Origin of the sequence: Actinoplanes sp. NPDC023936 (genome assembly GCF_040639325.1) — a bacterium.
GTDB lineage: Bacteria > Actinomycetota > Actinomycetes > Mycobacteriales > Micromonosporaceae > Actinoplanes.
In genome coordinates this window covers 26,772-39,720 of the sequence record NZ_JBEZZR010000014.1, presented here as the reverse complement: position 1 = coordinate 39,720, position 12,949 = coordinate 26,772, and the positions used below count along the sequence as shown (strand labels likewise).

At 73.9% G+C, this 12,949-nt stretch carries 10 protein-coding genes; 4 read left to right on the top strand and 6 right to left on the bottom strand.

Annotated features, from left to right (window positions below; all coding sequences use genetic code 11):
* Positions 1-101: 101 nt before the first annotated feature.
* Positions 102-806: an MOSC domain-containing protein gene (locus AB0F72_RS19870; protein WP_360433073.1), complete on the bottom strand. Its 705-nt coding sequence runs from the start codon at positions 804-806 to the stop codon at positions 102-104.
* A gap of 456 nt (positions 807-1,262) precedes the next feature.
* On the opposite strand from AB0F72_RS19870, the gene AB0F72_RS19865 reads away from it, so the two are divergent.
* Entirely contained in the window at positions 1,263-2,012 is a 750-nt protein-coding gene (locus AB0F72_RS19865; RefSeq protein WP_360433071.1) for an alpha/beta hydrolase, read from the top strand.
* Here the strand turns inward: AB0F72_RS19865 and AB0F72_RS19860 are convergent.
* Genes AB0F72_RS19860 through AB0F72_RS19850 form a run of 3 tightly spaced genes read right to left on the bottom strand, consistent with a single transcriptional unit; the run spans position 1,978 to position 6,137 of the window.
* Entirely contained in the window at positions 1,978-3,153 is a 1,176-nt protein-coding gene (locus AB0F72_RS19860) for a type III PLP-dependent enzyme (RefSeq protein ID WP_360433068.1), read from the bottom strand. The two genes, AB0F72_RS19865 and AB0F72_RS19860, sit on opposite strands and share 35 nt — an antisense overlap.
* Complete coding sequence (locus AB0F72_RS19855; protein WP_360433065.1) at positions 3,146-4,717, bottom strand: IucA/IucC family protein; 1,572 nt, start codon at positions 4,715-4,717, stop codon at positions 3,146-3,148. Before AB0F72_RS19855 ends, AB0F72_RS19860 begins: the two co-directional genes overlap by 8 nt.
* A gap of 10 nt (positions 4,718-4,727) precedes the next feature.
* A complete protein-coding gene (locus AB0F72_RS19850) occupies positions 4,728-6,137 on the bottom strand; it encodes an IucA/IucC family siderophore biosynthesis protein (RefSeq protein WP_360433062.1) in 1,410 nt (469 codons plus the stop codon).
* A gap of 174 nt (positions 6,138-6,311) precedes the next feature.
* Between AB0F72_RS19850 and AB0F72_RS19845 the strand changes: the two genes are divergently transcribed.
* From AB0F72_RS19845 to AB0F72_RS19835, 3 genes are all read left to right on the top strand, one after another.
* On the top strand, positions 6,312-7,982 hold the full coding sequence (locus AB0F72_RS19845) for an FAD-binding dehydrogenase (protein WP_360433059.1): 1,671 nt from the start codon (positions 6,312-6,314) through the stop codon (positions 7,980-7,982).
* Between the two features lie 73 nt (positions 7,983-8,055).
* Positions 8,056-8,778, top strand: a complete 723-nt coding sequence (locus tag AB0F72_RS19840) for a hypothetical protein (protein WP_360433056.1) — start codon at positions 8,056-8,058, stop codon at positions 8,776-8,778.
* A 70-nt stretch (positions 8,779-8,848) separates the two neighbouring features.
* Positions 8,849-11,017 carry a LamG-like jellyroll fold domain-containing protein gene (locus AB0F72_RS19835; protein WP_360433053.1) on the top strand — a complete coding sequence of 723 codons (2,169 nt, stop codon included), beginning with the start codon at positions 8,849-8,851 and terminating at the stop codon, positions 11,015-11,017.
* 155 nt (positions 11,018-11,172) lie between these two features.
* On the opposite strand, the gene AB0F72_RS19830 is transcribed toward AB0F72_RS19835, so the two are convergent.
* Together AB0F72_RS19830 and AB0F72_RS19825 are read right to left on the bottom strand one after the other, a co-directional pair.
* The gene (locus AB0F72_RS19830; RefSeq protein WP_360433050.1) at positions 11,173-11,778 is read right to left on the bottom strand and encodes an ABATE domain-containing protein; all 606 of its coding nucleotides are present in this window, start codon (positions 11,776-11,778) and stop codon (positions 11,173-11,175) included.
* A 94-nt stretch (positions 11,779-11,872) separates the two neighbouring features.
* Positions 11,873-12,847, bottom strand: coding sequence for an NAD-dependent epimerase/dehydratase family protein (locus AB0F72_RS19825; RefSeq protein WP_360433047.1), 975 nt, complete (start codon positions 12,845-12,847; stop codon positions 11,873-11,875).
* Between the last annotated feature and the right edge of the window lie 102 nt (positions 12,848-12,949).

Sequence of the window (12,949 nt, the reverse complement as noted above, 5' to 3'; positions counted from 1 at the left end):
CGGCCGGCTGTTGCTTAACGGCTGGGAACGACGTTCGGAACCCGCGACAGTTGAACAGGCAGCAGGGCTGCCCCGTAGGTGCGGACTCGCCGGGCGCCGGCTCACACCCAGGAGCACACGTCTCCGGCAGTGATGCGGCCCTGCCGCTCGACCGTCGCGAACACGCCGAAGGCCAGGTCATGGTGCTCGGCAAGTGCCTTGAGGAGATCGTTGCGCTGGTCCGCCCGCTCCTGCGCCATGTCGATCATCGCGCAGCGGGTGAGCTGACGGACCGGTCGCAGGACGACGTCGGGGCCGACGCGCAGGAGACGGCCCGGCCAGCTCTCTTCGGGAAAGCCGCTGCCGGGGAGATCGATCAGGAGGTTGGCGCGGAATCTCAGTGGGTCGATGTCCGTGCTGTCCGGTTCGCCGCCGGTCAGCTCGGCCAAGCGGCGCAGGGCCGCGGTGGTGATGAGGCTGACCGGGCCCTCGTCATGGTGCGCGACGCTGCCTTCGGCAGTGAGGGTCACTGTCCTGGCGAGTACCTCGCTGACGGCTCGGTGCCCCGCGGGATCGTCAGCCGCGAAGCGGCGGCCGTCCGGCAGTTCGACGATCGGAGCGGGCTCCGCCGCGTAGGCCCGGAGGTCGAACAGGCCCGGCATCCGGCGGAACCGGCGAGTGTTCTTGCCGCTGCCGAATTTGCCGCCGGGATCGCGTACTGCCCACAACCGGTCGCCGGCGATCCCGCGGCCCTCCACTGCGGCAGCGGGCAGCACCTCGCCGAGCATCGACTTGACTGGATAGCGGCGAATCTCGGCGATCTTCACGAGCCGAGAGTAGGAGTCCACGGAAAGCGCCCACGTCGCCTCCTTCGATGACGACGCGTTGACGTTCAGGCGCGAGCGCCCCCGATGGCTTCCGCCAGCGCCGTGCCTACCGGTTCGTGGATGAGCGGCGGCAACTCCTGCGGCCGGAACCAGCGGATCTCGTCATGCTCATCGGGAGCGGCGTTGCGATGGGGAGGCGTCGTGGCGACCCCACCAGGCCGTCAGCCTGCAACCTAGAATCCTAGGATGCCATGAAGGCAGTGCGGCACGCCGCACCCGGGCAAACAAGGACGGCTTCGCCGACCACCCCTGTGGTAGTTTTCCGGGGCCGTGCGAGAGACCGAGGAGGTGGTACCCGTGAACGCTGTATCGACATGGGCGCCTCCCTGCGGGGTCACGGCCGGGCGATAGGTCGTCCGGGAGCGCCGTTCACGAGCACTCCCGAAAGGCACGACAGTGGACTTCAGTTCTGCGCAGCGTCTCGACGACGGCGTTGTCGAGCGCCCCTTCACCCTGGGCGAGATCCCGGGTTTCCTGTGGACCCCGCCGCCGTCCCGGACGGGGCCGGCGCCGCTGATCCTGGCCGGTCATCCCGGTGACCTGAACCGGATGTATCCTCGCCTGCTGGCCCGGGCCCGGCACGCCGCGGCGGTGGGATTCGCCACGGCGACGATCGAGCTGCCGGGCGCCGGTGTGCGGCCGCGTTCGGCGGTCGCCGAGCAGGCCCGCGCCGACCTGCGGCGGGCGGTGACGGCGGGGGAGCCGGTCAGTGACGAGGTCGTCGACCGGCTGGTTCTGCCGCTGGTCGAGGCGGCCGTCCCGGAGTGGCGGGCCGCCCTGGACGCGCTGCTCGCGGTGCCCGGGATCGGCGGGCCGGTCGGGTATTCGGGTGGGGTGATCTCCATCGGGGTACGGCTGGCGGCGGTCGAGCCGCGGATCGCGGCGGCGGTGCTGTTCGCCGGCAGTTATGTGCCGGCATCGATCGTCGAGGAAGCCCGGCGGGTGACGATTCCGCTGCTGGTGCTGCTGCAGTGGGACGACGAGAGCAACGACCGGCAGATGGCCCTCGACCTGTTCGACGCGCTCGGCCCGGCGGAGAAGACCCTGCACGCCAACATGGGCGGGCACACCGGGGTCCCGGCGCACGAGGGCGACGCGGCGAACCGGTTCTTCAGCCGTCACCTGATGACGGGGGGCGCCCGGTAGCCGGCGGGAGGATGACGAACGCCGGGGGGTCGTGGCGCAGGAACTCGTGGTGGGAGATGTCCCAGCCGTAGGCGCCGGTGCGGGCGAAGACCAGCAGGTCGCCGACGCGCAGCCGGTCGACGTGCTGGCCCCGGGTGAGCACGTCGCGGGGGGTGCACAGTTCGCCGACGGCGTCGATCGTGGTGTCGGTGACGGCGGGGCGGGGGTAGGGGCGGTGCCAGGCGTCGACGGGCAGGACGGTGAAGGGGTGGCTGTATCCCCAGGCGGCGGGGAGCCGGAAGTGGTGGGTGCCGCCGCGCAGGACGGCGAAGGTGCGGCCGTGGGTGGTCTTCAGGTCGAGGACCTCCGCGGCGTACCAGCCGGCGTCGGCGGTGAGCCAGCGGCCGGGTTCGAGCAGCAGCTGCACGCCGGGAGGAACCGCGATGCCGGATATCTCGGTGACGTCCATCGACGCCGTGGACTGGTAGTCCACGCCGAAGCCCCCGCCCGCGTTCACCACGCGCAGGGTGACCCCGTGCTCGGCGGCGGTGCGGACCGACCAGTCCAGGGCGTCGCGCAGGAAAGCGGCGTGCGCCCGCCCGTCGAGGTTGTTCGAGACGGCGTGCAGGTGGAAGCCGATCACCCGCAGTCCGTCCGGCACCGCGGCGAGCACCGCGCCGAGCTGCGCCTCGTCCACCCCGAACGGGGTGGGCACGCCGGTCATGGCGTGGCTGCCGTGCAGCGCCGTCCCGGCCCGGTTGACCCGCACGCAGATGTCGGCGCTGAGCCCGAGCCCGGCCATCCGGCGCATCTCGAACGCGCTCTCCACGTTGATCAGCGCTCCGGCGCGGACGGCGGCGGTGAGTTCGGCGTCGGTCTTGCCGGGTCCGCCGATGACGATGCGGCGGGCGCCGGCGGACACGGCGAGGGCGAGTTCGCCGCCGGAGGCCACCTCCAGCCCGTCGGCGGCGCCGGCGAGCGCGGTGACGACCGCGGGGTGCCCGTTGGCTTTCACGGCGTACAGGAAGGAGGCGCCGGCGGGAAGCGCGGCCCGCAGCCGGGCGGCGCGGGTGACCAGCGACCCGGTGTCGTAGACGTAGGCGCAGGCCGGCGCCGGAAGGCGGCGCAGCGCGGCGGTGACGGTGGCGGGGAGCTCAGCCATGCAGGGGGTTGCTGACCGGGAGGTAGATGTCGCCGCCGGCGGTGAGGCGCATCCGGACGAGGGCTTTGTGGGGGATGGTGGGTGCGAGGAAGAAGGCGTGGTCGGGGTGGCCGCCGAGCGCGTCGTAGGTGTCGTCGATGACGGCGCGCACGATGCGCCAGGCGTGGTCCTCGGGCAGGGCGTGGGATTGCTGCAGGCGGATGACGAGTTCGCCGAGGTGGGCTTGCAGGGCGGTGTATCCGAGTTTGGCGCGGAGCACGTCCTCGTCTTCGGTGCTGATCACCGAGCCGGGCCAGAGGTCGAGGTGGTGGCCGTCGGCGGCGAGGCGGGCGGGGTGCAGGCGCAGGCCGGCGAAGTCGCGCAGGGCGAGCCGGTGGGGGCGTCCGCTGACGAAGGTGGGCAGGCAGTTCTGCAGGTGGGCTTCGAGGGCGACGCCGCGGGTGGCGAGGCGCAGCAGCGGGGGCAGCAGCAGCCGGGTGTAGGCGGTGAGCCAGGCCGCGGGGGTGAGGCCGGAGGCGGTGACGAGGCCGGCGAGCACGGTGGCCCCGGTGGCGGGGTCGACAGCGGGAAGGGCGCCACCGGGTACGGGGTGTTCGCCGGGTTCCAGTCGTCCGGTCAGCCCGTCGCGGGCGATCGCGGACAGGTCACGTCCGCTGCCGGCCGGGACGGCGGCGCCGGCGGTCTCGGCGAGCAGCAGCAGCCGGTGGCCGTCGGGGTCGTCGGCGACGAGGCGGTGCAGCAGGTCGGAGAGGGCGGGGCCGTTGCGGGTGCTGGCGACGCTGATGCTGCGGCGGGTGGAGGTGACCTGGATGTCGAGGGAGACTTTCAGGTAGCCGCCGAGGTCCGGCAGGTAGAGGGTGCGCAGGGCGGCGGTGGGGACCGCGTCGAGGTGGCCGTCCAGGTCGCGCAGCACGCCGGCGGTGTACAGGTCGTGGTACCGGTGGCGGACCAGGTCGAGCTGCCAGGCGTGGACCGGCTGGGTGCGGTACCCGGTGGGGGCGGCGGGCAGGCCGAGCTGGGCGCCGAGGTCGTCGCCGAGGTGGTGGTCGTCGCGGACGGCGACGAAGCCGATGGTGGTGTGGCCGGCTTCGAGGTCGTGGGTGAGGACGTCGCCGGTGTCCCAGCCGAGCCGGGTGCGGCCGGTGGGGTGCAGGTTGTGCCCGGCGACGGCGAGGCGCTCCAGCCGTACCGCGTCGAGGTCCGGGTTGTGGTCGGGGTTCGCCGGGGTGAAGCGGGACAGGGCGATCGCCAGGTTGATGACGGCGTTGCGGATCTCGGCGGCGAACGGGCCGTGGTCGATGCCGGCGAGCAGGTCGGCCGGGTCGCTGACGCCGGCGGCCGGGTATTCGACCCGGTTGAAGGCGTAGGTGTGCCCGCCGGCGGCGGCCGGGGTGAGGCCTTCGCGGACGAGGGCGGCGCGTAGCCGGCGGCCGACGGTGTCGGCGGCGTGCGGCAGGTGGCGCAGGAAGCCGTCGACGAGGTGGGGCGCGTGCACGGCGAGGGCGGCCTCGGTGTGCGCGGCCGCGGCGGCGAGTCGTCCGGTGCTGACACTGCGAATCATCATGGGGTGTCCTTCACGCCGCCATCGGGTTCTGCCGGTAGGTCCAGATGTCGCGGAGCGGGTCGGCGGCGAGCCGCATCGCGGTGGTGGCCTTGACCGGCAGCGGCTCGGTGAGCAGGGCTTCGGTGTCGGCGGACGGGTCGGCGCGCATCGCGGTGGCGAGGGTTCGCCAGAGCGTGCCGGGGTCGGCGTCGAGGGCGCCGATCAGCTGGGTGGCGACGGTGCCGAAGGCGGCCGCGGCGAGTTTGGCGCGCAGCTCGTGCAGGTCGGCGGTGGGCAGGTCGCCGATGATGCCGGTGGCGTCGATGCGGCCGGTGTGCACGCGTACGCCGCCGAGGTCGCGGTAGAGGACCCGGTGCGGCTGTCCGTCGCGGATCACGAGCAGGGTGTTCTGGCCGTGGGCTTCCAGCGCGACGCCGCGTTCGAGCACGCGCGCCAGCGGCGCGAACAGCACTCTGCCGAGTCGTTCGATGAGTGGGTACGGGTCTCCGGCGCTCGTGATCAGTGCGGGGCTGGTCGCGAAGACGCCGAGGGGGACGGCGGTCTCGCCGGGCGCGAGTCGCGGGGCCTGGCGGATCAGGTGGGCGAGGCGGCGGTCCGGTCCGTGCTCGGTGATGACGGCGCCGGCGGCGGTCTCGGCGAGGATGCCGATCGGCAGGTCGGCGGTGATCCGCTGGAGCATGGCGGAGAGGATCGGGCCGTTGTGGACGGCGGCCGGGGAGACGGTGCGGACGGCGGAGGTCATCTGCACGTCGACGGCGGTCTTGATGTGCGGGCCGCCGCTGACCGGGGCGACGGTGCGCAGCGACATGAGCGGGCGGACCGGGCGGGTGACGCCGGCGCTGGCCAGCCACGGGTACTGGGCCTGGAGGCGGGGGGCCTGCCAGGGGTGGGCGTAGAGGACGGGTGGGCCGGCGCCGTACCAGCGGTCGGCGGGCACGCGCAGGCGGCGCAGCCGGATGACGGGGCGGTGCTCGGGGGCGTAGGCGAGGACGTCGGCGACGGTCATCCCGGCGCGGGTGCGGCAGCAGGGGTGCAGGGGGTGGCCGTCGACGAGGGATTGCTCGAGCCGGCCGAGCGCGTCGGGGCCCTGCTGGGCGGCGTCGGGCGCGGGGGCGGCGTCGGCGCGGGCGAGGGCGAGGTTGGCGACGCTGTTGGCGAGCTCGGTGACGAATCCGGTGCCGGGCCAGAGGCGTTCGGCGAGCGCGACGGGGTCGCCGCCGTCCCCGGCGCCGTCGTCCGTGATGCCCGATGTGTCGTCGGGGATGCCCGGCAGCGGCTCGTGCGCGATGGCGTGGCGCAGGCGGCGCATGATCGCGGCTCGGGCGCCGGGCAGGGCGGCGTCGTAGGCGGCCACCAGGTCGGGGCGCAGCGCGGCGAGCTCGGCGCGGGTCTGCGCGGGTCCGGCGGTCGGTTCGGGCACTGTTTCATTCTCCGGATGGGGGCCCGGTCTGTCGTCGGGGGGCGTCACGGGGCGAGAGAGGACACACTCCGGTTCACGGATGGTGCTGCCCATTTCCACTCAGCGGCAAATCCGATAAATTCTCGTATCCGGTCGTGACGGGCGTCACCCCGGTCGTGTCATTGGGGAGGAACCGTGGACGCTGACGTCATCGTCGTGGGCGCCGGACTGGCCGGGCTGGCCGCCGCGCACGAGCTCACCGCCGCCGGCAAGAAGGTGGCCCTGCTCGATCAGGAGAACGCGGCGAACCTCGGCGGGCAGGCCTGGTGGTCGTTCGGCGGGCTGTTCTTCGTCGGCAGCCCCGAGCAGCGGCGCGCCCGGATCGCCGACAGCGTCGAGCTGGCCTGGGCGGACTGGCAGCACTCGGCCGGCTTCGACCGCCTCGACGACGAGGACGCCCAGGCCGTCCGGTGGGCGCGGGCGTACGTGGAGTTCGCCGCCGGGGAGAAACGCGCCTGGCTCGCGTCGCTCGGGATGAGCTGGCTGCCGTTCGCCGGCTGGGCCGAGCGCGGCGACCTGCGCGCCGACGGGCACGGCAACTCGGTGCCGCGCTTCCACATCACCTGGGGCACCGGCACCGGGGTGGTCGCCCCGTTCGCCGCGTCCGCGGTGCGCGCCGCCGAGAACGGGCTGCTGCGGCTGCGCTCGCGGCACCGCGTCGACGAGCTGATCGTGGAGAACGGGGTGGTCACCGGGGTCCGCGGCGTGGTCCTCGCCCCGGACGACGCGACCCGCGGCGTCAGCTCCAACCGGGACGTGACCGGCGACTTCGAGCTGCGCGCCCAGGCCGTCGTCGTGACCACCGGCGGGATCGGCGCCAACCACGACCTGGTCCGGCAGTACTGGCCGGCCCGGCTCGGCACCGCCCCCGAGAAGATGATCACGGGGGTGCCGGCGTACGTCGACGGCCGGATGCTCGGCATCGCCGAGACCGCCGGCGCCCGGCTGGTCAACCGGGACCGGATGTGGCACTACACCGAGGGCGTGCAGAACTGGAACCCGGTGTGGCCCGGCCACGGCATCCGGATCCTGTCCGCGCCGTCGCCGATGTGGTTCGACGCGCTCGGCCGGCGCCTGCCCGCGCCGTTCTTCCCCAGCTACGACACCCTCGGCACGCTGCGCCACCTGCGGACGACCCCGGACATCGCGCCGTACGACCACTCCTGGTTCATCCTCTCCCAGAAGATGATCGAGAAGGAGTTCGCGCTGTCCGGCTCGGAGCAGAACCCGGACCTCACGGCCGGGGACCGGCGCGCGTTCGTGAAGGAGCGGCTGTTCGGCAAGGGCGCGCCGGCCCCGGTCGAGGCGTTCAAGCGGCACGGCGCCGACTTCGTGGTGGCGAACACCCTGGAGGAGCTCGTCGCCGGGATGAACAAGCTGACCGACCAGCCGCTGCTGGACCCGGCCACGATCCGCGCGCAGATCGAGGCCCGGGACAGCCAGATCGCCAACGCGGTCACCAAGGACGCCCAGATCCAGGGCATCCACAACTCCCGCCGCTACCTCGGCGACAAGATCGGCCGGACGTCGGCGCCGCACCGCATCCTCGACCCGGCGGCCGGCCCGCTGATCGGGGTGAAGCTGCACATCCTGACCCGCAAGACCCTCGGCGGCATCCAGACCGACCTGGACTCGCGGGTGCTCGACCGGGCGGGGGCGCCCCTGCCGGGGCTGTACGCGGCGGGCGAGGTCGCCGGTTTCGGCGGCGGCGGGGTGCACGGCTACAACGCCCTGGAGGGCACGTTCCTCGGCGGCTGCCTGTTCTCCGGCCGCAACGCCGGCCGGCACGCGGCCCGCAGCCTCTGACATCGCCGCGCGGCCGGGTGTCGCAGGCGGCGCTCACCCTGCCGTTCTACCCCGGCCGGGGTAGAACGGCAGGGTGAGCGTGCTCGCCGGATACGACGACGACGGCCGCGGCTTCGACGCGTCCGCCCTGCTGCAGCGCCCCGCCTTCTGGGCGGTGCACCTCGGGATCGCGCTCGGCTGCGGCCTCGACGACGACCTGGCGGCGCTGTTCGGCGTCGACGCGCGGCTGCTGCGGGGCACCTACCTGCGCCTGACCGACGACGCCGGCTGGCCGGTGCTGCCGGCCGGCGACGGCGCCGCCGTGGTGTACCGCAACGACGAGCAGATCGTCGACTACCTGCTGCTGCCGCCGGGCGGCGACCCGATCACGATCGCCGAGGCGGAGGGGGTTCCGGACGGCCCGGCGCTGTCCTGGCCCGAACTGTCCGGGCTGGCCGCCCGCGTCCCGGATCCGCTGTCCCGGGCTCACGCCCTGCTGCTGCTCGCCCCGCTGCTCGGCGACGCCACGGCGGCCCCGCTGCCGGGCGACGCCACGGCGGCCGGGGTGGCGCCGCCGCTGGGCGACGTCACGGCGGCCGGGGCGGTCCTGCGGGCGGCGCTGCGCACCGCGGGCGTCACCGGCGACGGGACGGCGATCGCCGCGCGGATCGTGGCCGCCCGGCCCGCCCGCTGGCGCGCCGAGGACGGCGTGCGGATCTGCGACCATCCGGGCAGCGTGCGCCATCCGGGCGGGTCGCGGGCCGCCACCCCGGCCGGCCTGCGCGCCATCAGCGCCGCGCTGAACCCCACCTTTTGATCAACTCCGGTACGCCCGGCGCCCGCTGTCTCCCTTAGACTGCGCGCCAGTCCACAGGGGAGATCAATACATGGAAATCAGAAGACGTTTCGGTGTCGTGGCGGTGGCCGTCGCGGCGACGGTCGCGATGGTCGGCGCGGCCGCTGCCGTCCGGCTGAGCACCACCGAGCGGCCGGCGCCGCTGCCCGCCGCGGTCGCGGCGCCGGACCCGGACGGGGTCGCGCACCGCACCGAGCAGATCCGGGCGATGAGCTGGAACATCTGCGGTGAGGCCGGCGGCCTGCGCGGCTACGGCGGTTACTGCGCGTGGCGCAACCGGCCGCAGGCCCGGGCGCTGCAGATCGAGTCGCTGATCCGCCAGCGAGACCTGAACGTGGTGCTGCTGCAGGAGGTCTGCTTCCCGCACCCGAACCCGACGGACGGCACCCGCGGGGCGTACACCACCCACCTGCAGTACCTGCTGGAGGCGCTCGGCCCGGGCTGGTCGGCGAAGACCGTCGTCGGCCGCGGCTTCACCGACAAGGGCGTCGAGTACGAGCTGACCTGCCGGGGCGACCTGGACGGCTACCTGGGCGACGCGATCCTGGTCCGCGGGGAGATCACGTCGTCGGTCGCCGGCGAGCTGTACGTGCCCGCCACCCTGGCCACCAAGGTCGCGACCCCCAACGTGCTGTGCGTGCGGGTCAACGGCTGGCAGAGCACGCCGTGCGTCACCCACCTCAACACGGTCGCGACCCTGGCCACGGCGACGACCGCCGGGCTCGCCGAGCACCGCAACCAGGTGCAGTCGCTGGTCGACTTCCTCACGGCGCAGGAACCGGCCGGGTACGACAACGTCGTGCTCGGCGGCGACTTCAACCCGGACCGCGGCAACAGCGGCCCGACCCACCCCACGGCGATCCCGTCGATGGCGCCGCTCTACGACAAGTACGCCGAGTGCGACTACCAGCAGTACCTGCCCGGCTTCGAGACCAGCACGACCGAGCCCCGGACGGCGCTGGACCCCAGCAACGAGGACACCCACTTCTCCACCCAGAGCGGCGCCGTGAAGCCCGCCAAGCGCGACTACCTGTTCGCCGAGGCCGGGTTCACCCGGTGCGACTCGCTCACCGAGCTGGCCGACCAGACGGAGAACCTGTGGGGCGCGGCGGACCCGGCCGCGTTCTCCGATCACGCCCCGCTGGTGGGATCGACGCGGGGGACGGGCCTGGCCTGGCCGCTGGACGAGGGCACCGGCACCACCACGGCCGAGGCCACCGGGTACGCCACGACGTCGGAGGTGCCGTTCGTCACCCGGCTCAACCGGGGCGCCACCTGGTCGACCGAGGGCGGCGTCACGCACCTGAAGCTCGACGGCACCGGGTACCTGAACCTGCGCAAGGCCAGCGGCATCGACGCGCACGTCGTGCCGACCAGCGTGATGGACACCCGGGGCAGCTTCACCGTGTCGGTGTGGGCCAAGGTCGACGCCGGCGCGCCGGCCGGCACCGTGGTACGCCAGGAGAGCCTGGGCCCGGACACCACCAACGGCATCGCCGTGAGCAACGCGTTCGCGCTGGCCTACAACGGCTCCGGCGGCTGGAGCTTCGCGATGGCCAACCCCGAGGTGCGGGCCAGCCACGACACCGTCACCGCGCCGGCCCAGGCCGGGACCTGGACGCACCTGGCCGCCAGCTACGACGCGATGGCCGGCAAGATGTCCCTGTCGGTCAACGGCGCCAAGGCCGTGGAGGGCGCCCACACCAAACGGGTCGTCGGTGCTCTGGTGCTGATGGGTGACGGGTTCAAGGGCGCGCTCAACGAGGTGCGCTACTTCCCGTACGTGCTGAACGGCACGGAACAGGCGACCCTGCGCGCGCCGCGGATGGCCACCCGCCTGGACACGATCCCGCGCAGTGACTACACCGGCGGCCCGTACTGCAACACCGGTGGCTACTCCACGATCACCACGCTGACGCCGCAGCTGTCGGCCTTCGTCGAGTCGCCGCAGCCGGGCGCGCAGGTGCGGGCCACGTTCGGCATGTGGAACAACAGCGTCGCGGGCCAGCCCGCTCCGCTGGTGCTGCGCAGCGCCGGGTCGTTCGGCTCGACGGTGACCGGCAGCGGCATGTCGACGATCCAGACGCCGAAGCTGACGCCGGACACGAAGTACGGCTGGCGGGCGCAGGTCTTCGACGGCACCCTGTACGGGCTGATCACCAAGAACTGTTACGTCTACACCGCCAAGACCGCGCAGTAACCCGACCGCGCAGTAACCCGACCGCGCGGTAACCCGACCGCGCGGTAACGAGACCGCGCGGTAGCCGGTTTCGTGCGACGGCCCCGCCAGCCGGCGGGGCCGTCGTGCTGTCCGGGCTTTCGTGGCTGTCCGGGCTTTCGTGCTGTCCGGGCGGTTCAGCGGGCGGCGCGCCGCCGGGCCGTCTGGCGGTGGATCTTGGCTGCGGTGCCGCAGCTCTCCATGGCGCACCAGCGGCGGCTGGCGTTCTTGCTGGTGTCCAGGAACAGGCCCCGGCAGCCCGCGCCGGAGGCGCACACCTTGACCCGGTCGATCGGGCCGCCGGTGAGCAGCTTCGCGGCGGACACGGCGGCCGGCCACCAGGCGCGGTGCAGGGCGTCGGCGGGCAGGTTCCAGACGAAGGCGCCGCCGCGCTGTTCGAGGCGGGCGGTGGCGAGCGCGGCGGCGTACCCCTGCTGGATGAGGGTGAGGTCGGCCGGGGCCGGCGGCGCGCCGGTGGCCAGGCCCGCGAAGATCCGGAAGATCGCCTCGCGCAGGGTGAGCGCGGCGGCGTAGCTGGCCTGCGCGGCCTGCGGCCGCGCGGCGGCGAGGGTGAGCAGGTGCCGGGTGGCGGGTTCGTCGAGCAGGCCCGCATACGCCGACCAGCGCACCAGGTCCGGATAGCCGGCCAGGTGTTCCGCCCGGGCGCCGGTGCCCCGGGCGTCGACGGTGTTGGCGAAGTCCAGGCAGGTCTGGCCGCCGTAGAGGGCGGGAAACTCCGTCATGCTTCCACCGAACCGTTTTTAGGGGGCAGCACCCGAGGCGTGCTACCGGCATAAGGAGTTTAGCCAGCATCACGCCTCGGTGCGGCGGCGCCGGTCAGAGGGACGCCAGGATCTTCGCCTCCGCCTCCGCGGGCAGCCCGACCCGGGGCCGGTCGGCGCGCTGCGGCGCCAGTCCGCCGAGGGCCGACAGCCAGGCCCAGGTGTCGGCGACGGTCTCCTGCACCGGGCGGCAGCGCAGGCCCGCGGCGAGCGCCTTGGACACGTCGCCCTGGTGCAGGAAGGCGTGCAGCGGGCCCGGGGGCAGCCAGATCGGCAGCTCGGTCCACGCCTCGACGCCGGCGTCCGCGACGGTCTCGGGGGTGACCCAGCGCAGCGACGCCCGGCCGCCGGTCACCGCGGTGGCGGCGTCGAGCAGCGAGCCCATCGTGGCGTGCCCGGGGGTGCTGACCACGTTGTAGGCGCCGCCGAGGCCGGCCACCGCGGCGTCGAGCACGAAGGCGGCCAGGTCGCGGGCGTCGACGTACTGCAGGGGCAGCTCCCGCGGGCCGGGCGCCACGGTGGGGCCGCCGCGAGCCAGCCGGTTCAGCCACCACGGCAGCCGGCCGATGTCCTCGCGCGGGCCGAGGATCAGCCCGGCCCGGGCCAGCAGCACCGGGCCGGGGAACGCCGCGGTGGCCCGCTCGCCGCGCAGCTTGTCGCCGGCGTACCCGGGGTCGTCGAGGGCGACCAGGGGAGCGTCCTCGGCCTGCCCGGCGCCGGTGCGGTCGGCGTCGTAGACCGACCGGCTCGAGATGTAGGTGTAGTGCCCGGCGCGACCGGCGAGGGCCCGGGCGGCGGCGCCGACCGGTTCCGCCGCGGCCGACCAGGTGTCCACCACCGCGTCCCACGCCGCGCCGTCCAGCGCGGCCAGCCCGCCCGGCGCCAGGCGGTCGCCGACCAGCAGCGACGCCCCGGGCACCGGGTCCCGCCGGCCACGGTTGAACACCGTCACGTCGAAGCCGCGGGCGACCGCGTCGTCCGCGATCGCCCGTCCCACAAAACCGCTGCCACCGAGTACCAGAATCCGCATGCGCCGAGCCTGCCCGAGCGGCGCCGGCGATCGGAAGCAGATCTGCCGTGGGCAGATTCAGCGTGCGGCGCAATCAATCGGCGGGGCGATCAAACGGCGGAG

Coding starts and splice junctions, on each gene's coding strand:
- AB0F72_RS19855 (WP_360433065.1), bottom strand. CDS start 4,717: ATGATGATTCGCAGTGTCAGCACCGGACGACTCGCCGCCGCGGCCGCG.
- AB0F72_RS19835 (WP_360433053.1), top strand. CDS start 8,849: ATGGAAATCAGAAGACGTTTCGGTGTCGTGGCGGTGGCCGTCGCGGCG.
- AB0F72_RS19830 (WP_360433050.1), bottom strand. CDS start 11,778: ATGACGGAGTTTCCCGCCCTCTACGGCGGCCAGACCTGCCTGGACTTC.
- AB0F72_RS19860 (WP_360433068.1), bottom strand. CDS start 3,153: ATGGCTGAGCTCCCCGCCACCGTCACCGCCGCGCTGCGCCGCCTTCCG.
- AB0F72_RS19825 (WP_360433047.1), bottom strand. CDS start 12,847: ATGCGGATTCTGGTACTCGGTGGCAGCGGTTTTGTGGGACGGGCGATC.